Origin of the sequence: Arthrobacter globiformis NBRC 12137 (assembly GCF_000238915.1) — a bacterium.
Taxonomy (GTDB): domain Bacteria; phylum Actinomycetota; class Actinomycetes; order Actinomycetales; family Micrococcaceae; genus Arthrobacter; species Arthrobacter globiformis.
In genome coordinates this window covers 15,453-33,350 of sequence record NZ_BAEG01000116.1, presented here as the reverse complement: position 1 = coordinate 33,350, position 17,898 = coordinate 15,453, and the positions used below count along the sequence as shown (strand labels likewise).

The window sequence follows — 17,898 nt, the reverse complement described above, 5'->3', positions numbered from 1 at the left end:
TCCGCCCTGGTGGCGGCTGGCTTACTTCCGGCCGCTGAGCTGGAGGATTTGCTTGAAGAGTCCCGAGTGGTCCAGGCCGCCGTCGCCCTGGTTGACGGTGGCGGCGACCAGCTGGGCGACGACGGCGCCGAGCGGGATGGAGACGTTGGCTTCGCGGGCGGCAGAGGTGACGATGCCCAGGTCCTTGTGGTGCAGGGCCAGGCGGAAGCCGGGGTCGAAGTTGCGGTCCAGCATCTTCTGGCCCTTCTGGTCCAGGACCTTGGAGCCGGCCAGGCCGCCGCCGAGGACCTTGAGGGCGGCGTCGGTGTCCACGCCGTAGGCCTCGAGGAAGGCGATGGCCTCGCCCAGGACCTCGATGTTGACGGCGACGATCAGCTGGTTGGCAGCCTTGACGGTCTGGCCGGAGCCGGAAGGGCCGACGTGGACGATGGTCTTGCCGACGGCGTTCAGGACGTCCTGGGCTGCCTCGAAGTCTGCGTTGTCGCCGCCGACCATGATGGAAAGGACGGCGTCGATGGCGCCCTGTTCGCCGCCGGAAACCGGGGCGTCGAGGGGGCGGATGCCGGCTGCGACGGCGTCCTCGGAGAGGCGCTTGGCGACGTCGGGGCGGATGCTGGACGCGTCGATCCAGAGGGTGCCCTGCTTGGCGTTGGCGAAGACGCCGTCGGCGCCGCTGACCACACCTTCGACGTCGGGGGAGTCCGGCACCATGGTGATGACGACGTCGGCGTCCTTGACGGCGTCGGCGATGCTGGAGGCGCCCTTGCCGCCTTCGGAAATGAGCTTGTCGATCTTGTCCTGGCTGCGGTTGTAGCCGGTGACGGTGTGGCCGGCCTTGACGAGGTTGATGGCCATGGGCAGGCCCATGATTCCGAGTCCGATGACTGCAACATTGCTCATGATGGTTCTCTTTCTGAAGTCTGTGGTGGTTCTGGTCGTCGCTGGTTGAGCTTGCCGAAACCGAGATCTCGACAAGCTCGCTCAGCGGCTAGTTGGCGGCGTGTTCGCGGATCGCCCAGCTGAAGGCGGTTTCCTGCGGTTCCTTGTATTCGAGGCCGATGTAGCCGTCGTAGCCGAGTTCGCGGCTGCGGGCGATCCACTCGCCGAGGGGAAGCTCGCCGGTTCCGGGAGCCCCGCGGCCGGGGTTGTCGGCAATCTGGATGTGGCCGAAGTCCTTGGCGTGCTTTTCGATGACGGCGGCGACGTCGTCCCCATTGACGGCCAGGTGGTAGAAATCGGCGAGCAGCTTGATGTTCTGCGCGCCGGATTCCGCCTTGACCCGGGCGATCACGTCGAGCGCGTGCTGGGCCTTGAGGAGCGGGTACCGCGGGGCTCCGCTGACGGGTTCGAGGAGGACGGTGCCGCCGATCCGGGCCACGCCTTCGGCTGCGGCGGCGAGGTTCCTGGCAGCCAATTCGTCCTGCTCCTCCGGGCTGAATTCCTCCTGGCGGTTGCCGTAGAGGGCGTTGAAGGCCGTGCAGCCGAGGCGTTCGCCGATGCCGGCGACGACGTCGATGTTGTCCTTGAACTCACCTTCACGGCCCACCCAGGAGACCAGGCCGCGGTCACCGCCCGGCATGTTGCCGGCGTTGAAGTTCAGGCCGGAGAGCTGGACGCCGGCGTCCGTGATGGCACGCTCGAAAGCCGTGGTCTCGCTGTCGGAAGGGACTGAGCTCTCAAAGGGCCACCAGAACTCGACGGCGTCAAAACCCGCCGCCTTCGCGGCTGCGGGGCGCTCGAGCAGGGGCAGTTCCGTCAGCAGGATGGAGCAGTTCACTGTGTACGTCATCGTAGGTCCTTCCGGGGGAGGGGCTTTGATCTATCTTCCCTGCTTATCGGCTGTTCTACCGTTTCCGCTTTGTGGAATTTAGATTCTGCTTTATGAAAAGTGTAGGGAAGAGTTGGCAGGGTAGTCAAGGGGAGTGGTTAGGGTGAAAGAACGAAGCCGTCTGATAACCAGCGAGGAGCAGCCGTGGCCGCAGAATTCCGGATGACCGACGAGGACAGGGTTGGCCCCGCCGCGAGCCTGGCCGAAGACATGCTCGAGCTGCAGTTGCTCACGGTGGAGGACCGCGGACTGGGCGCCATGGACTGGGCTGAGAAGGATCACCCGATCGGCGGATAGCCCTGAGCCTTCTTTACCCGTGCCCGCCCGCCGCCAACCCGGCCCGCACAGCCTCAACAAATGCGTCCGTCTCAGCTGACCTGCGGCTCTTAAGCCACAGTGCCGAGGTCCGCCAGGCCAGCGGATCGCCGACCAGAGGGCGCCACACGATCCCGTCAGGCAGCGGCGTCCACGGCTCTTCGTTGAAGTGCACGCCCCGGCCGGCCATGATCAGTCCGTGCGTGAAATGCTGGTTGCGCGCGTGGACAATGGCTGCCGGCAGATACCCGGCGTCGCGGCAGGTCTGAAGGAACGAGTCGTACAGGGGCGGGGCCATGTGCCGCGGGAAGATGATCAGCGGGTTCCCGGACAGGTCGCCCAGCCGCACGGATGACAAGGCAGCCAGCGGATGCGAAGCATTCAGGACCACTCCCAAGGCCTTGGACGCAACAGGCCCCGACTCAAAACCCACGCTGCTCAAAGGGTGACGGACCACCGCAACGTCAAGTTCGCCGTCGCGCAGCCGCTCAACCTGCTCCACCGTGGTCAGCTCGTGCAGGTTCAGCAATACATCCGGCGCGGCGGAGGCAAACGAAGAGACCATCGCCTCCAAAGCGCGGGGGTTCGTGTCCGGCGGCACCGCCACCTGCAGGATGCCCGAGGCGCCCGGGCGGATCCGCCGCATCGACTCCTGCGCCATGGCCACGTTGTCCAGCACATTGCGGGCGTGCTCCAGCAGCAGTGCACCGGCCTCGGACAACTCGACGCCGGTGCGCCGGCGGTGAAACAGCAGAACCCCGAGTTCTTTCTCCAGGTCCTTGATCCGCTGCGATAGCGGTGGCTGGGCCATGTGCAGCCGCTGGGCGGCGCGGCCAAAATGCAGCTCCTCGCTGAGCACCACGAAGTACTTCAAATGGTGGATGTCCATGCCGCACCATATCAGTTTGGTATCACAGCGAGTGGATTTTGATGTTAGACGGGTCACATGCGGCGGTGCTCTGATGGATGCAATCCGCAGCATCCACGGAAGGAAACCCCCCAATGTCCCAAGACGTCGTCTTCGAACAAACCGGCTCAACTGCCACGATCACGCTCAACCGGCCTGACAAGCTCAATGCCTGGACCGAGGCCATGCGCAGCGAACTCATCGGCCATCTGGAAGGCCTGAAGGGCAACGAGGACGTCCGCACCGTCATCCTCACCGGCAGCGGACGCGCGTTCTGCGCCGGGCAGGACCTGGCCGAGACGGCATCCATGAATCCCGAGGACCACGCGTCCGCCGAGGCGTGGATCGACGGCTTCGACCGCCTCTACCGCGCCGTCCGCGACCTCGACCAGATCACCATCGCCGCCGTCAACGGCGTCGCCGCGGGCTCCGGCTTCCAGTACGCACTCCTCGCGGACCTCCGCGTCGGCGACTCGAAAGTCCGCATGGGCCAGCCCGAAGTCCTCTCCGGCATCCCCAGCATCACCGGAATCTGGGCGATGTGGAGCATCCTCGGCAAGTCCAAAACCTCCCAGTTCGTCCTCACCGGCGAGCTGGTGGACGCCGCAGAAGCCCAGCGCCTCGGCCTGCTCAACTACCTCGCTGACGACGGCGGCGTGCTGGCTTACGCGCAGGACCTCGCCGCACGCTTGAGCCTCCTTCCCCCGGGTGCCGTCCGCCTGACCAAGAACCGCCTGCGCAGCCTCGAGGACGACGACCTGAGCGACGCCATGGCCGAAGCCAAGCGCGTCCACCGCGAGGCCTATGGCACCGGCGAACCGCAGCGGGAAATGGCCCGTTTCCTCGCGGGCCGCGGACGCTGAGGGGAGCCGCAGTCGTGACGCCGAACACTGCCACCCAGGACCGCTACGCAGAACTGCTCGACGCCCACCGCTGGGAGGTGCCGGAGTACTACAACATGGCCGTGGACGTTGCCGACCGGCACCCGCGGAGCAAGCGCGCACTCATCCTGGAGTCCGCCGTCGAAGGTCAACGAGAGGTGAGCTGGGGCGAAATCCAGGACCGTTCCCGCCAGATTGCCGCCACCTTGCAGGCCGCCGGTATCAAAAAAGGCGACCGCGTCGCCGTGCTCCTGCCGCAGCGCGCCGACACCCCCGCCGCCTACCTCGGCGTGCTGCGGACCGGTGCCATTCTGGTCACCATGTCCCTGCTTTGGGCGGCAGAACCCATCCGCTTCCGGCTCGAAGACAGCGGCGCGTCGGTGATCCTCGCCGAGGACTCCGCAAAATCACTGTTCGACGGCTACGACGGGACGTTCATCGATATCGACAGCCCCACAATCGCCGAGGCGCCCACGGAGTTCCAGGACGTCGAAACGAAAGCCGACGATCCCGCCCTCATCTTCTACACGTCGGGCACCACAGGCCGGGCCAAAGGAATCGTCCACGCCCACAGGACGCTCCTGGGGCACAACGAGTTCGAGTTCTGTCACCAGATCGGCGACGGCGACGTCTTCTACGGCGCGGGGGACTGGGCATGGTCGCTCGCCAAGCTGATGGGCCCGCTGCGGCTCGGCGCCACCCACCTGGTCTTCCGCCCCGCCGGCGGCTTCGACCCCGCGGCCCTGCTGGACAGCATGAGCCGCAACGGCGTCACCAGCGCGCTCGTCAACCCGACGTTCCTGCGCAAGCTGCGCGAAGACGTGCCCGACGCCGGGACTCGCTTCCCGCTGTCCTTGCGGACGGTTTGTTCGTCCAATGAGCCGCTGACGCAGGACCTGATCGCCTGGTTCCGGTCGCAGTACGGCGTGACGCTGCTCGACTACTACGGTTCAACGGAGTCGTATCCGCTGCTGGGAAATTACCCGGACGTTCCGGTGAAACCCGGATCCATGGGCCGACCACTTCCTGGATGGGACGTCCGGCTGCTGGACTCGCATGAGCAGGAAGTTCCCGTCGGCGAGACCGGCGAGATCTGCCTCCGCGCGCGCTCCAACCCGCAATTTCCCTTGGGATACTGGAACCTGCCCGAGGCGTCCGCCGCCGCATTCGGGGGCGGCTGGTACCACACCAAGGACCAGGCCTACGCGGACCATGACGGCTACTTCTGGTTCCTGGGGAGAACTGACGACGTCATCAAAACGTCCGGCTACCGAGTGGGGCCCTATGAGCTGGAGGCAGTCATTCGCGAACTCGATCCCGTGCGGGACGTGTCGGTTACCGGCGTGCCCGATGAACTCCGAGGCCAGTCCATCAAGGCATGGGTGGAACTGATGCCCGGCCACTGTGGGGGAGCGGAACTGAGTGAAACCATCGTGGCCCACGTGAAGGAGAACTTCTCCCGCTTCGCCTACCCGCGATTCATCGAATACGTCGCCGAGCTGCCGAAATCGGCCACCGGAAAAGTCCAGCGCGCGCAACTGCGTGAACGCCCGCACACAACCCCTTCTCCCCGTCTCGAAGGACAGCCATCATGAACACCATGACCCAGAACGTCGCTGAAACTGAGTCTTCCCCCCGGCGCAGCCTGAAGCGCGTGGCCGCAGCGGCCGCCGTCGGAAACTTCGTGGAATGGTTCGATTCCGCCGCCTATGCGGTGATGTCGGTGACGATCGCAAAGCTCTTCTTCCCGGACTATTCGACGACGGCGTCCCTGCTGGCCGTGTGGGCGATCTTCGCCGGCGGCTTCATCGCCAGGCCGCTCGGGGCAGCGTTCTTCGGCCGCTACGGCGACAGGATCGGACGCAACAAGATGCTCGGTCTCTGCGTGGTGATCATGAGCGCAGCCACGTTCTGTATCGGCATCCTGCCAACATTCGCCGTGATCGGCATCTGGGCGCCCATCCTGCTGTTCGTCTTCCGGGCCGTCCAAGGCTTCACCACAGGAGGCGAGTACACCGGATCATCCGCCTTCATTGTTGAGTACGCCCCGGTTGGCAAGCGTGCCACTTACGCCAGCATCATTCCGGCCACTGTGGGCCTGGCCTCCGTCGCCGGCGCCCTGCTCGGCGCCGCCATTACGGCAAACCTCAGCCCGGCCGACCTGCAGGCCTGGGGCTGGAGGATCCCCTTCCTGCTCGCTGCGCCGCTTGGCCTGATCGGTTTGTACATCCGGTCGCGCGTGGATGACACTCCCGTTTTCCGGGGACTCGAGAACAAGGGTGAAGTGGCCAAGAGGCCGCTCGGCGACGCTGTCCGCATGTGTGCCCGGCAGATCTTCACGCTCTTCGGCTACAGCATCACCAACGCCGTGGCTTACTACCTGATGAGCAGTTACATGATCGCCTACATGACATCCAGCCTCCACTACTCAAGCACTGAATCGATGATCACCAGCGTGGTCACCATGCTGGTCTACACTTTGACCTGCCCGGTCGCGGCCAGGGCCAGTGACAAGTATGGACGCAAGAGGATGTTGCTGGTGGCGTGCGTTGGCTTCGTGGTGATGACGATTCCCGCCTTCGCGATCATGCCGCTGGGACTCGGCTTCGCCATCCTGGGGACGAGCATCCTGGGCGCCCTGGTGGCCGTGATCGGAACCTCCAACGTGCCGGCCCTGGTGGAGATGTTCCCCAGCTCTGTCCGGGCGTCCGGCTCGGCCATCGGTTACACCCTGGCCTACGTTCTCTTCGGCGGCACCGCGCCCTTTGTGGCCACCGGCCTGGTCGCAGGCTTCGGCACACCCCTGGCTCCCGCCTTCTACCTGATGGGCGTGGCGGTAGTCTCCGCCGTCGTCGTTATTCTTTTCTTCAGGGAGACGAAGAACCTCTCCCTGTCTCGTACGACAGTTCTGTAGTTCGCACTGGAAGCCCCGGCTGCGGGGAAACCAGGGAAAGGCCGGCACCAGCGGTGCCGGCCTTTCCCTGGTTGCGGGATATTCGCGCTGCCGGACTAAGGACGCGCTGCGTCGACGAGGACCCCGTCTATCCGCGACAGGACGCCGGGCCAGCCCTTGCCCATGCCCTGCAAGGCCTGCTGGCCCATCGGGGTATCGAGCTTGAAGCCGGCGTGCTCCAGGTGCAGGACCGTGCCGTCCTCGACGGGTTCAAGCGTCCACGTGATGGTGGTGTCCAGGGCGCCTTCGGCAAACAGGAATTTGATGGACGTGCCGGGGTCAACGCCGAGGACCTCGCACTGCTGGGTGCCCCAAGCTCCCATGTCGAGGGTGAATCGGTGGCCGACGGTGGGGGCGATGTCACCCGGCGCCCACCAGCGGGCGAGCAGTTCCGGCGTCGTGATTGCCTTCCACACCGCCTCCGGTGGATGCGGGAAGTGGCGCGTGAGGCGGATCGTGTTGTCAGTCATGATGGGTTCTCCTCGTCAAGTAGGTCGCCCAGCGCGTCGAGGCGCCGGCTCCAATAGTGCTCGTAATGCTTTAGCCAGCTGCCCACTTCGGCCATGCCGGCGGCCTGCAGGTGATACACCTGATGCCTGCCGCGCCGCTCTTCCCGGACGAGCCCGGCCTCGCGGAGCACGGCGAGGTGCTCCGATGCTGCGGAGCGGCTCTGCTCGAGCAGACCCGTGAGGTCGCCCGCTGTCCGCGGACCGTTGCGGAGCTCGTCGAGGATGGTGCGCCGTGCCGGGTTGGCCAAGGCGCCGAAGATATCGGGAAGCACGCCTGCAGGATATGTCGGAAAAATCCGAAATGAAAGCCGGGGCCGGTCAGCCGAGTCGGTGGCCCGAACAAATCTGCACCTCTTTCCCGGCGGTGCCGGCGCTGATTCCGTGGTTTCCGGGGGGTGGGTCCTCCGGCTGTGCAGCAAAGCGGTGCAGATTTGCCGGATATTCGCTTGATTTGGGGATCCGGGAAACCTGAAAAGCCCTGTTTTACGGGGCTCCGGGCTCGTAAAATAAAGATGGGGCCGACGGCAAGAGCCCCGGAGAGCGATCCTTACGAGCCCGGGGCGCCTTCCCAAACGCCGCCGGCCCTTATGAATGCCGCCAGGTTCCGATCCGGTCACGCTCCGGCGGCAACTCTTCCCGCAAAGTCACGACCATGTGACGATGGGGCATGGGCGAAGAACTTATGGCGGCGGCACCCTCCGGCGGTGGCGTTCCCCGCAATCCAACGGCCGGACTGATCCACTCCGAAGGCTCCGAGGCAACACGGAAGATGCGTGAGCAGGCCAAACGGCGCCGGGAAGCAGAAGCGAAACTGCAGCTGCACCTGATGGAAACCCGCAACAAGTCAGCAGGAACACCGGACCCCGCGCTCTGACCGGTCCTGCCTGCTATACGGGCTCAGCCACATGCGCCGCTGCAATGAATGAACCCTGCCCCCGGGAAACCGGGGCCGGCAGCTTGCTCGGGGCGCCGAGGGCGCGGTAGTCCCAGCCGGCGGCGCGGTAGGCCTCGGCGTCGAGTGCGTGCCGGCCGTCGACGATGTTCCGCCGCTGCACCAGGGCGCCGAGCGCGGCGGGGTCCGCCCGGCGGAAAACGTCCCATTCGGTGAGGAGGGCCACGATCTCGGCGCCGGTGACGGCGGCTTCGAGGGTGTCGGCGTAGGCGAGGTCCGGGTAGGCGCGCCGGGCGTTGTCCATGGCTTTGGGGTCGAACACCGTGACCTTGGCTCCGGCCTGGTGGAGCATGCGGGCCACGTCGAGGGCGGGGGCGTCGCGGATGTCGTCGGAGTCGGGTTTGAAGGCTGCGCCGAGGACGGTGACGTGCACGCCGGCCAGGTCCCCGCAGGCCATTTCGGTGATGAGGTCCACGGTGCGCTGGCGGCGGCGCTGGTTGATGGCGTCGACCTCCTGCAGGAAGCCCACGGCCTGCCCGACGCCGAGCTCTTTGGCCCGGTGGGTGAAGGCGCGGATGTCCTTGGGCAGGCAGCCGCCGCCGAAGCCGAGGCCGGGCTTGAGGAACCGGCCGCCGATCCGGTTGTCGTAGGAGAGGGCCGTGGCGAGCTGGTTGACGTCGGCGCCGGTGGCTTCGCAGATTTCGGCCATCGCGTTGATGTAGGAGATTTTGGTGGCCAGGAAGGAGTTGGCGGCGGCCTTGACCAGTTCGGCGGTGGCGGGGTCGGTCTCCACCACTGGGGTGCCGTCGGCGATGACGGGCGCGTAGCAGGCTGCCAGCCGATCCCGGGCCCACTCGGACGCCACGCCGAACACGAGCCGGTCCGGGTGCAGGGTGTCCTCGACGGCGTGCCCTTCCCGGAGGAACTCGGGGTTCCAGACGAGTTCGGCTTGATCACCCGCGGGCGAGCTCGACCGGAGGAATGCTGCGAGCCGCTCGGCGGTGCCGATGGGCACGGTGGATTTGCCGGCGACGAGGCAGGCCCTGTCCAGGTGCGGTGCCAGCCGGGCGAGGGCGGCGTCCAGGAAGCGGAGGTCGGCGGCCGGCGAGTCGGGCATCTGCGGGGTACCGACGCACAGGAAATGAATGTCTGCGCCCGCCGCGGCGGAGAAGTCGGTGCTGAAGCTTAGTCTGCCGCTCTCCAGCATCCGGCGGAGCAGTTCCTGCAGTTCCGGTTCGTAGAACGGCAGTGTTCCGCTGGCGAGTGAACGGATCTTGTTCTCGTCGACGTCGATCCCCACCACGCTGTGCCCCAGCAGTGCCATGCAGACGGCGTGCGTTGCGCCAAGGTACCCGGTCCCGATAACGGACAGGGAAAGCGCGTCCGCTTCCCGCCTTGGGAAATTGATCATGTTAGTGTCGGCTTTCTGGCTGTTCCCGCGGGGCCGGGTCCAGGGACGTTAGGTACGTGGCTGCCTGCGGCCCCCAAGGCGGCCGGAACGAATACAGGCATGCCAGCCGGAGCCGTGTGGAAGCGGCATAGGCGGCAAGCCTGCCGGGGCTGGCGTGAATGCGTTCGGCCGCGGACATTATGCTGGCGTGGGCGATGTCATACCGTCGGGTGGTCAGCAGTTTTTGCCGCCACCTGAGTTCCAGATGCACGTCCAGATTGGCCAGATCCAAGGCCGCCTCGGCCGTGCAGGCCTCGTCAAAATCCAGCAGGCCCGGCGCACCCGGGTAGCCCTGGCCAAGCATCTGCTTGTCATGCAGGTCCCCGTGGGCCCAGCCCAGGCGATCCCGCGGCGTGGCGAGGAGGCCGGCCGTCACCACATCGGCCCGTGCCAGGAGAGCCGCGCGTTCCTTAGCGGCTTCGGCGATGCCCTCGCTGTGGCGCAGCCAGTGCTCGATCCAACGCCGCAGGATGACCAGTTCCGCCTCTGCGTCGTGCAGCGGAAGGCGCTCCAGAAAGGCCGTGCTGCCGGCTCCGGTTAAAGTCGCCGTCCAGGCCCGCTGCCACTCATCCCATTTGCTGGCATAGAACGCATCGGTGATGCCGGTTTGATCCTGGCCGAGCTCGTAGAAGGAACGGCCAGCGACGGGGCTGAAGACCAGGACATCCTGCCCGACGCTGATCAGCCGGGGGGTTCTGAAGCCGCCACCGGCCGGGGGAGCGGTGGCTGTGCCGTGGCCGACGGCCGCCGCGGGCGCCCATCCGGGGCGGAACACCTTGATGTAGCTTGCCGAAGTGCGCAGCACAGCGCGTTTGTGGGCCCGGTGAACCACAACTTCGCCCTTCGACGATTCTGCGGAGAGGGCGGGCAAGCGGTGGTCATTGACAGTGACGGGGTCGAACCGGCCCTCACTGAAGTGGCCCGCCAGGACACCGGGCCGGGCCGGATTCCGGACTTCCAGGACATATCGGCCCGCCGAAGCGCCGGGCCACGCCCGCCGGACGGACCAAACGGTTCCGGCGGCGTCGGTCACCCGGTGGGGAACGGGAGGATGCCAGTTCACGAGATCAGCTCCATTGCCCGGTTGAGATGCCAGGACATGCCTGCCGCCCATTCCGGGGACCGGTTCCGGAAGGGCTCAACGCTGTTGTTAAAGAGCCGGAAAGCAGCCCAGGCATCTACCGCGGTCTGTGAGAACCGGCCGCCCGCTCCGACGTAGCCTTCGATGAGGCGGGCTGTCTTCGGGCCACCTGCATGTGCTCTCTCCCATCCCGGCAGCACCGTCTCCTCCACTGCGGCGAACGATCCCAGATCGGCCTCCGCCATCCCGGGACGCGCACGGTCGAAATCGATAAGACGAACCTCTGACCCTCCCACCAGCACCTGATCCGGAGAGAAGTCGCCATGAACCAGGACCCGGCCGGACCCGGCTCCTTCCAACAGCAGGAAACCGAGCTCGGCCTCGATGCACCGTGCCGGTTCCTCGTATGCAGGGACTAGAGAGGAGACCATGCTGCGGGTGGCCTTCAGCTGCGCGGTGACCTGGGCCAGCCAGCTGCCCGCTCCGTCCTGGAGGCTGGAATCAGCCGCTTCGGCAACCGTCCTGCCGGTGATCGGTATCCCATGCAGTCTGGCCAGGGCTTCCCCGGCAGTGAAGGCTCTGGAATCGTCGTCGAACTCGGTGAGGTCACCCCGGCCCCAGGCCACGCAGGCGCTGATTCCATTCGCCAGGCATTCCGTGTCCCCCAACTGGGGGAGGAGGGGAACACCGTGCAGGCGTAGCCGGTCCAGGAAATGTGCTTGTTGTCCGGGCGAGGCAGGTTTCGCGGCGGCCTTGAGCACTACCGGGGCCGCGGTGCTGGATGCTAAGAGCACCAGCCGACGTTCGGGCTTGTAGCGCAGCACGCTGCTGCCGGCCGGCAGGCCAGTGTCCGGCCCGTAGTGGAGCCCTAGCCGTTCGATGCCGTGCTCGTAAAGCCACAACAGGTTCTTGTGCAGGGCCCAGTCGTCGGCAGTGCCGCCGACCGCCACCAGCATGTCGTCCTGCCTGGGATCGGGCCGGAGAATGCGTACGTTCCCGCCACGGGACCGTGATGTACTTTCGCGCCTCAACAGCTTGGCGGGAGAGGACAAGGTGTGCGCCCAGCCGTAATCGAAACTCCCGTTGCGGATGCGCCGGAATGCCACCAGCAGGGAGGTGCGGGGTTTGTAGCGGACCCGGGTCACGCGGACGGTTTCGCCGAGCAACGAGGACAGGCGGGCGTCGTCCAACAGGTAGGGCAGGCCGGGGAGCGCATCATCGCGTCCGGCCAAGGAACGGTCCGGGTTCTTGAACTCGGAGTGCGAGGCGTTCATTGCACTTCCAGCTTCTCGTCGGGCCGGCTGGGGTCTTCGTCATCCATCCAGCGGGAGAACCTGGACCCGGGATCCCGCAGCAGCTCCTCCGGGCGTCCCTCCTCCACAATCCTGCCGTTTTCGAGCCACACGATGCGGTCGCAGGAACGAGCGGAGTGGGGATCGTGGGTGATCGTGATGGAGGTCCGTTCGCGGGTTAGGGCGGCGAGGGCCTGCAGGACGGAATCCCGGGAGGCGGGGTCCAGGCCAGCTGTCGCTTCGTCGAGAATCACGATCGGGGCCCGCCGGAGAATGGCACGGGCAATGGCGATCCGCTGCCGCTGGCCGCCGGAGAGGTCCTTCGCCGCTTCGCCCAGTACTGTGTCGTAGCCGTCCGGAAGAGACCGGATGAAGTCGCCGGCCTGGGCCAGGGCAGCAGCCTCCTCGACTTCCCGGTCCGTGGCGTCGAGCCGGCCGAACCGGATGTTGTCCCGGACGGAGGCACCGAACAGCACGGAGTCCTGCAGCAGGATGGACACATGGGACCGCACGGACGCGATTTTAAGTTCCCGCAGGTCCGCGCCGCCCACCCTGACCGACCCCGTGGCGGGATCGAGCATGCGCAGGATCAGGCTGGCCAGAGTGGACTTTCCGGCGCCGGACGGGCCGAGGATGGCCACGTGCTCACCGGCCGGAATGGTCAGGTGGATCCCGTGGAGCACCATTCCGTCGCCGTGACCCGCTGAGACGCCTTCAATCACGATGTCCGGGTTCCTGTTGTCCAGGCGGCGGGCATGGGCGGACTCCGGCAGGTCCGTCTGTGCTTCCAGCAAGTCCGCCACGCGCTCACCGGAGGCTGTGGCCCGGGCGATCCGGCCAATTTGTTTCGCCACGTCCTTGAGCGGTTTCATTCCCGTCTTGAGGTACATCAGGAATATCACCAGGTCACCCGGCGTGATCACGTGCTCCATGACCCGCCAGCCGCCGCCGGCCAAGACCACTGCCGTGGCGACGCCGATCAGCACGTCCGTGCGCCGCTCGAGGCCTGCGGCGAGCCGCAGCGCCGCAACACCCGTTCCCAAGGTTGCCTGGTTGCTGCTGCGGAAGCTGGAACTGATGGTGTCCTCCAGGCCGTAAGCCTGGACCTCGCGGATGGCACCCAAAGTCTGCGCGGCCGTCGTGGCCAGGTGCCCTTCACCCTTGCGGGAGTTGCCGGCCGCCGCCGTGATCTGGCCTGAGCTGGCGCGGGACAGGAGCACGAAGACGCCGCCTGCCAAAACCACTACCAACGAGAGCAGGGGATCCAGCAGGAGCAGGATGCCGATCATCGCCGCCAGGGTGGCCATGTTGCCCATGAGCGGCAGCCCGGCGGTGATTGCCACGTCCTGCAGGCGGGACACATCACCCACCAGTCGCTGAACTGTGTCCCCGGTGGACGCACGTGTGTGGTGGCGCATGGACAGGCTCTGCACGTGGCGGAAGGCCCGTGCCCTCAAGTCCGCAGCGACCCTCGAGCCGATGAGGGCGAAGCAGACTGCTGACCAGTAGTTGGCGATGGCGCGCCCGATGCTGATGGCCACCACCGCCGCCCCGCACAGGATGAGCGTCTGCAGGCTGGCGTCCATCGAGGGCCCGGGTTTGTGGAGTGTGGCGCCAAGCGAGCGGGAAACGGCATCGACCACTAGCTTGAGGGGCCACGGTTCCACCAGGCGGAAAACCACGTCGAACGTCAGTCCGGCGAATCCACCAGTCATGAGGAGGCGATGGCCCTGGAGATGCGGGCGCACGCACCGCAGCGTGCGCCGAAGCCCGGACTCCGGTACTGACGGCCCGGCGTTCCGCCCGCGCCGTGGCGGCCACGCCTGCTTCCGCGCGGCGGCCGCTTGCTGCGCTGACGGCTGGGCCCGGTGGGCGTGCGCGGTCATGGCCAAGCCACCTCCCGCCGGATTGCCAGCGACTCGGTGATCAGGGCAAGCACACCGTCCCAACTGTGGTGTTCGACGGCGGCGGCCCGGGCCTGGGTGCCCAGCCGTTCGCGGAGCGCAGCGTCAGCCGCCAGACGGTTCAATGCTGCGGCGAAGGCCGCCGGATCGCCCGGCGCAACGAGCAGGCCTGTGCGTCCGTCTTCCAGGATGGACGGTATCTGGCCCACCGCCGTGGCCACGATCGGCATGCCGGCGGCAAGGTACTCGTAGACCTTCAGCGGTGAAAAGTAGTCGTCCCGGTCGGGGACAGGCTGCGGGTATGGAGCAGCGGCGGCATCGCATTTATGCAGCAGCCCGGGCACCGCATCAGGCGGCACGGCGCCGGTGAACTCCGCCTCGACGCCCAGCCCCGCTGCAGCCCTCTCGAGGTTCTGCCTGCCGGGGCCGTCGCCAATGATCTTCACGGTCCACCTTCCGTCAGTGCCTGCCTCGGCGTTGGCCAGCGCCACCGCGGTGAGCAGGGCGGGGACACCGTGCCAGGGTTTCAGGCTGCCCACGAATCCCACGGTCAGTTGGCGCGGGTGGCGGCGGCCGCGCGGCCGGGGACGGATCCGTTCCGTGTTTACGCCGTTGGGTGCCAGCACGGTCCTGGCCTCGGGAACGCGCTGCTTCACCCACCGCACCACGGGCTCCGAGACAGCGGCCACGGTGTCCGCTGCCAGGGCGTTGCGATGGAGTACGGCCTCGGCCAGACGGCGGTCGAACAGCTGCCGGTACTGCTGCTGTTCCTCGATCAACGGCGCGTTAACCTCCAGCACCCCTGGGACCCGTAGGGCTCCGGCGGCCATGGCCAGGGCCCGGCTGAAGAGCGAGTAGCGCTCGTAGATCACGTCGCAGCCGTCCCGGACCACCGCCTCCGCCAGGGCCGCTGCTGCCTCTTCGATGGCACGCTCCCGCTCCTCCCCAGAAGCTGGCCCGGCCCCGTAAACAGGCCCTGCCCGGTCAGCGCGGTGAGGCGGGATTTCGACGACGGGCAGCCCGGCCAAATCCGCCGGCCGGTCGGTCCCTGCACGGGTGCAGTAGACCGTGACATCGGCCCCGGCCCGGTGCCAAGCCCGCACGATTTCCTGCACATGGACTGATGATCCCTTGGTGCCGAAGACCGGGACTCCCGGGTCGGCACAAACATAGGCGACGCGCATCACGCTACCTTCCTTGCCGCCGGCGACAGGGCCCGGAGCGCCTCAGCCTGCCGCCGCGCGTCGTATTCCTTCTCGATCAGTGCGCGGGCGTTCCTGGCCAGCACAACCCGGTCTGTGGCTGGTGAACTCATGCGGCGGATCGCTTGGGCGAGCAGATGGGGCTGGCCGGGCTGCGTCAGGATTCCGGTCTGCCCGTTCCGTACAGCCTCGGGAATGCCCGTTACTGCCGTAGAGATGCAGGGCACCCCGGCGGCCATGGCCTCCAGCAGCACCGTTGGCATCCCGTCCGCGTTGCCGTCCGCCGCTACGACGCAGGGAGCAACGAACACGTCGCAGGAGTCCAGCAGCTCATGGACCTGGTCCTGGGTCTGCGGACCGAGCAGCCTCACGTGCCTGTCCAGCCCGAGCTGACCGACCGTGCACTGCAGCTGGTCGGCCAACACCCCCGTGCCGGCGATCCTCATGTCCAGCGGGAAACCCTGCGACACCAGCTCCGCGGCCGCCGGCATCAGATGCTGGAATCCCTTCTTCTCCACGAGCCGTCCGACGGCGGCTACCCGCACCGTGGCGCCGACAGGCCGGGGGTCGCGGTACGGGAAGCGCTCGAGCTCCAGGCCGTTGCGCACAAGGTGCAGGCGGGAGGTAACGTCCGGGAAGCGGCGGCGGAGGAACCTCAGGTTGTACTCGCTGATCGTCACGGCGTGGTGGGCCTGGTCAAACTTGGTCCGGAGATCGTCGTCGACGGCCCCAACGAAAATATCCACCGCGTGGGCCGTGAAGGAATAGGGGATGCCGGTAATGGCCGAGGCAAGCCTCGCCACGGTCGTGGGGATTGACGCGAAGTGAACGTGCATGTGCCTGATCTTGTGGTTCTGCAGGGTGACGGCGAGGTTGATGGCCTGAAGAGCATCGTTTGTGTCCATGGTGGCCAGTTCCGCGAAAACCCGGGACACAGCCGGGGCGAGACCGGCGGCTTCCGCGGCGCGGAAGGTCTCCCAGACACGCTCGGCGCTCTTCGGGCGGCCAATATACGTTACGGGTGCCTTGACCCGCGCCAGCTCGGGATGGAACCGCGGATCGTTGGGCGGGCGCAGGGAGAAGATCTCGATCCTGTCGCCGGCTGCCTCGCGTGCCAGAATCTCTGACACGATGAACGTTTCGGAGAACCGCGGGTACATTTTCAGGATGTAGGCGGTAGCCGGTTCAGATTGCAACATGCGCGGCACCTTCCCGTGAGCTGCTGGCCGCCGAGGATGCGTCAGGGTGCAGCAGGGGCTGCAGGAGTTCGGCCGCGAGCTGCGGCACGCGGACCAGCCCGTCAAGCCGCGCCTGCCTCCGGTCGACCCTGCTGCCCAGCCGGCGGACCAGCCAGCCGGAGAGGAACCTCGGCGTCAATGTGGTGATCTCGCGATATTCCAGGTACCCCGCGGAAGCCAGGGAGGCGGCCCTGATCCGCTGCTCGAAGCGGGCGTGGATGCGCGGCACAATCAGGGCAGGAACGTCGGTGCTCATGATTTCGCACACGGTGTTGTAGCCACCCATGGACACGATGGCCTGGGCCCCCCGCAGATGAAGCACCATGTCGTCCAGAGTGTCCACGATTCTGGTGCCCGCCGTGGCGTGTAGGCGCAGATCGTTGAGCTGTTCGGCGGGCATTTGCGGCCCGGCAACGATCAGGTGCCCCACTCCCGGCGGCAGATCGGTCGCCGCTGCCATGGCTGCCAGGGCGTGCCCGTCAGCGCCGCCGCCCACCGTCGTCATGAAATAAGGGCGCTGCACGCGGAGCTTCCCGGAGCCGGGCGGCCGCCCTGCCGCAAGGTAGCCGGTGTAGTGGATCAGCTTCCCTACGGTCAGCGGTATTTCCCCGCACGCAACGGGATCATGCACAGCGGGGTCCCCATAAACCCAGATGGCGTCAAACAGGTCTTTGACCAGTGGCGCGCCGCCCACCTTCTCCCATTCGGCGATCGCTGCCTTAGGCTCATCCAGGACCTCGCGCAGTCCCAGAACTGTGCGGACGGGCCCGGCCGCGCGTGCCCGGCGCAGGGCGGCTTCAAGTTCGCGGTGGATGCCGGTGGCGTGGCGGTCAACCACCACCAGGTCGGGTCGGAAGCTGCCCAGCACGGATTCGAGCAGGCCGGCGCGGAGCGAGATGAGGTCCTGCATCGGAACGCTCAGGTTGCGGGGCTGATAGCCGGCAGTGCTCTTTTCCACTCCGGGCAGGATGACCCAGTCCCAGCAGGCAGGAACGTCAAACCCGGGGGCCAGTGCCGTGCCGGAAACGAGGATGCCTGTCACAGGACGACCCGTCAGGACGGGAAGCTGGTTACTCAGGGCGTGGGCAAGCGCGAGATTGCGCCGAACGTGACCGAGACCCACCGAGTCGTGTGAATAAAGAACAATTCTTAAGTGTTCCATTTGGGCCCCCACAGCCTGCCGAAGCGCAACACAACGCTTGTTCGGCAGGCCTCTAAGAGAAGACTTTGTCGGAAATGAGAGAACCGCCAAAGATCTCAGATGTCCGGGCACGCGGCATCGCTGCCGCAACGATTGAGGCATTAACTTTAGTTTGCCGGGCATACGCGCCACGGCAAGAAACGGCTTGCGCTCTGCCCCGAGCATTGGGGGCATGAAAGATGAATCCCACGTTGCCACGGCGTGACGTGGAGGTCAATGCTCAATACAAAGCGTTCGAACGGATA

The 17,898-nt window shown here is 66.5% G+C and carries 17 protein-coding genes; 5 read left to right on the top strand and 12 right to left on the bottom strand.

The window, feature by feature from the left end:
* Window positions 1–21: 21 nt before the first annotated feature.
* A complete protein-coding gene (locus tag ARGLB_RS21505) occupies window positions 22–900 on the bottom strand; it encodes a 2-hydroxy-3-oxopropionate reductase (RefSeq protein ID WP_003806261.1) in 879 nt (292 codons plus the stop codon).
* An 88-nt stretch (window positions 901–988) separates the two neighbouring features.
* Window positions 989–1,789 carry a hydroxypyruvate isomerase family protein gene (locus ARGLB_RS21500; protein WP_003806260.1) on the bottom strand — a complete coding sequence of 267 codons (801 nt, stop codon included), beginning with the start codon at window positions 1,787–1,789 and terminating at the stop codon, window positions 989–991.
* Window positions 1,790–1,972: 183 nt separating this feature from the next.
* Here ARGLB_RS21500 and ARGLB_RS23775 point away from each other — a divergent pair, with 183 nt between their 5' ends.
* The gene (locus ARGLB_RS23775; RefSeq protein ID WP_003806259.1) at window positions 1,973–2,125 is read left to right on the top strand and encodes a hypothetical protein; all 153 of its coding nucleotides are present in this window, start codon (window positions 1,973–1,975) and stop codon (window positions 2,123–2,125) included.
* A gap of 13 nt (window positions 2,126–2,138) precedes the next feature.
* Here the strand turns inward: ARGLB_RS23775 and ARGLB_RS21495 are convergent, their stop codons facing one another.
* Window positions 2,139–3,032 (bottom strand): LysR family transcriptional regulator, encoded by an 894-nt coding sequence (locus tag ARGLB_RS21495; protein WP_003806258.1) that lies wholly within the window; start codon window positions 3,030–3,032, stop codon window positions 2,139–2,141.
* 113 nt (window positions 3,033–3,145) lie between these two features.
* Here ARGLB_RS21495 and ARGLB_RS21490 point away from each other — a divergent pair, with 113 nt between their 5' ends.
* The 3 genes from ARGLB_RS21490 to ARGLB_RS21480 are packed head-to-tail and all read left to right on the top strand — an operon-like array spanning window position 3,146 to window position 6,845.
* Entirely contained in the window at window positions 3,146–3,913 is a 768-nt protein-coding gene (locus tag ARGLB_RS21490) for an enoyl-CoA hydratase/isomerase family protein (protein WP_003806257.1), read from the top strand.
* A gap of 14 nt (window positions 3,914–3,927) precedes the next feature.
* On the top strand, window positions 3,928–5,526 hold the full coding sequence (locus ARGLB_RS21485; RefSeq protein ID WP_003806256.1) for an acetate--CoA ligase: 1,599 nt from the start codon (window positions 3,928–3,930) through the stop codon (window positions 5,524–5,526).
* Window positions 5,523–6,845: an MFS transporter gene (locus ARGLB_RS21480; protein ID WP_003806255.1), complete on the top strand. Its 1,323-nt coding sequence runs from the start codon at window positions 5,523–5,525 to the stop codon at window positions 6,843–6,845. The genes ARGLB_RS21485 and ARGLB_RS21480 overlap by 4 nt, the downstream gene beginning before the upstream one ends.
* A gap of 95 nt (window positions 6,846–6,940) precedes the next feature.
* On the opposite strand, the gene ARGLB_RS21475 is transcribed toward ARGLB_RS21480, so the two are convergent.
* Window positions 6,941–7,354: an SRPBCC family protein gene (locus tag ARGLB_RS21475; protein ID WP_003806254.1), complete on the bottom strand. Its 414-nt coding sequence runs from the start codon at window positions 7,352–7,354 to the stop codon at window positions 6,941–6,943.
* Entirely contained in the window at window positions 7,351–7,665 is a 315-nt protein-coding gene (locus ARGLB_RS21470; RefSeq protein ID WP_003806252.1) for an ArsR/SmtB family transcription factor, read from the bottom strand. The genes ARGLB_RS21475 and ARGLB_RS21470 overlap by 4 nt, the downstream gene beginning before the upstream one ends.
* Before the next feature lie 395 nt (window positions 7,666–8,060).
* Between ARGLB_RS21470 and ARGLB_RS21465 the strand changes: the two genes are divergently transcribed.
* Window positions 8,061–8,267 (top strand): hypothetical protein, encoded by a 207-nt coding sequence (locus ARGLB_RS21465; RefSeq protein ID WP_003806251.1) that lies wholly within the window; start codon window positions 8,061–8,063, stop codon window positions 8,265–8,267.
* 13 nt (window positions 8,268–8,280) lie between these two features.
* Here the strand turns inward: ARGLB_RS21465 and ARGLB_RS21460 are convergent, their stop codons facing one another.
* From ARGLB_RS21460 to ARGLB_RS21430, 7 genes are read right to left on the bottom strand one after another with little or no spacing between them, the layout of a single operon-like run.
* Window positions 8,281–9,696 carry a UDP-glucose dehydrogenase family protein gene (locus ARGLB_RS21460; RefSeq protein WP_003806249.1) on the bottom strand — a complete coding sequence of 472 codons (1,416 nt, stop codon included), beginning with the start codon at window positions 9,694–9,696 and terminating at the stop codon, window positions 8,281–8,283.
* Window position 9,697: 1 nt separating this feature from the next.
* On the bottom strand, window positions 9,698–10,798 hold the full coding sequence (locus ARGLB_RS22555) for a phosphotransferase (protein ID WP_003806247.1): 1,101 nt from the start codon (window positions 10,796–10,798) through the stop codon (window positions 9,698–9,700).
* Entirely contained in the window at window positions 10,795–12,090 is a 1,296-nt protein-coding gene (locus ARGLB_RS21450; RefSeq protein WP_003806246.1) for a phosphotransferase family protein, read from the bottom strand. The genes ARGLB_RS22555 and ARGLB_RS21450 overlap by 4 nt, the downstream gene beginning before the upstream one ends.
* A complete protein-coding gene (locus ARGLB_RS21445) occupies window positions 12,087–13,994 on the bottom strand; it encodes an ABC transporter ATP-binding protein (protein WP_003806245.1) in 1,908 nt (635 codons plus the stop codon). Before ARGLB_RS21445 ends, ARGLB_RS21450 begins: the two co-directional genes overlap by 4 nt.
* Entirely contained in the window at window positions 13,991–15,196 is a 1,206-nt protein-coding gene (locus tag ARGLB_RS21440) for a glycosyltransferase family 4 protein (RefSeq protein WP_003806244.1), read from the bottom strand. The genes ARGLB_RS21445 and ARGLB_RS21440 overlap by 4 nt, the downstream gene beginning before the upstream one ends.
* The gene (locus ARGLB_RS21435; protein ID WP_003806243.1) at window positions 15,196–16,413 is read right to left on the bottom strand and encodes a glycosyltransferase family 4 protein; all 1,218 of its coding nucleotides are present in this window, start codon (window positions 16,411–16,413) and stop codon (window positions 15,196–15,198) included. The genes ARGLB_RS21440 and ARGLB_RS21435 overlap by 1 nt, the downstream gene beginning before the upstream one ends.
* The gene (locus ARGLB_RS21430; RefSeq protein ID WP_245531589.1) at window positions 16,400–17,494 is read right to left on the bottom strand and encodes a glycosyltransferase family protein; all 1,095 of its coding nucleotides are present in this window, start codon (window positions 17,492–17,494) and stop codon (window positions 16,400–16,402) included. The genes ARGLB_RS21435 and ARGLB_RS21430 overlap by 14 nt, the downstream gene beginning before the upstream one ends.
* Window positions 17,495–17,898 lie beyond the last annotated feature (404 nt).

Bases quoted from the DNA above. Each gene is read 5' to 3' on its own strand.
- ARGLB_RS21445 (WP_003806245.1), bottom strand. From the start codon at position 13,994: ATGACCGCGCACGCCCACCGGGCCCAGCCGTCAGCGCAGCAAGCGGCC.
- ARGLB_RS21465 (WP_003806251.1), top strand. From the start codon at position 8,061: ATGGGCGAAGAACTTATGGCGGCGGCACCCTCCGGCGGTGGCGTTCCC.
- ARGLB_RS21480 (WP_003806255.1), top strand. From the start codon at position 5,523: ATGAACACCATGACCCAGAACGTCGCTGAAACTGAGTCTTCCCCCCGG.
- ARGLB_RS21500 (WP_003806260.1), bottom strand. From the start codon at position 1,789: ATGACGTACACAGTGAACTGCTCCATCCTGCTGACGGAACTGCCCCTG.
- ARGLB_RS21495 (WP_003806258.1), bottom strand. From the start codon at position 3,032: ATGGACATCCACCATTTGAAGTACTTCGTGGTGCTCAGCGAGGAGCTG.
- ARGLB_RS21435 (WP_003806243.1), bottom strand. From the start codon at position 16,413: ATGTTGCAATCTGAACCGGCTACCGCCTACATCCTGAAAATGTACCCG.
- ARGLB_RS21490 (WP_003806257.1), top strand. From the start codon at position 3,146: ATGTCCCAAGACGTCGTCTTCGAACAAACCGGCTCAACTGCCACGATC.
- ARGLB_RS21440 (WP_003806244.1), bottom strand. From the start codon at position 15,196: ATGCGCGTCGCCTATGTTTGTGCCGACCCGGGAGTCCCGGTCTTCGGC.
- ARGLB_RS21475 (WP_003806254.1), bottom strand. From the start codon at position 7,354: ATGACTGACAACACGATCCGCCTCACGCGCCACTTCCCGCATCCACCG.
- ARGLB_RS21505 (WP_003806261.1), bottom strand. From the start codon at position 900: ATGAGCAATGTTGCAGTCATCGGACTCGGAATCATGGGCCTGCCCATG.
- ARGLB_RS21460 (WP_003806249.1), bottom strand. From the start codon at position 9,696: ATGATCAATTTCCCAAGGCGGGAAGCGGACGCGCTTTCCCTGTCCGTT.
- ARGLB_RS21450 (WP_003806246.1), bottom strand. From the start codon at position 12,090: ATGAACGCCTCGCACTCCGAGTTCAAGAACCCGGACCGTTCCTTGGCC.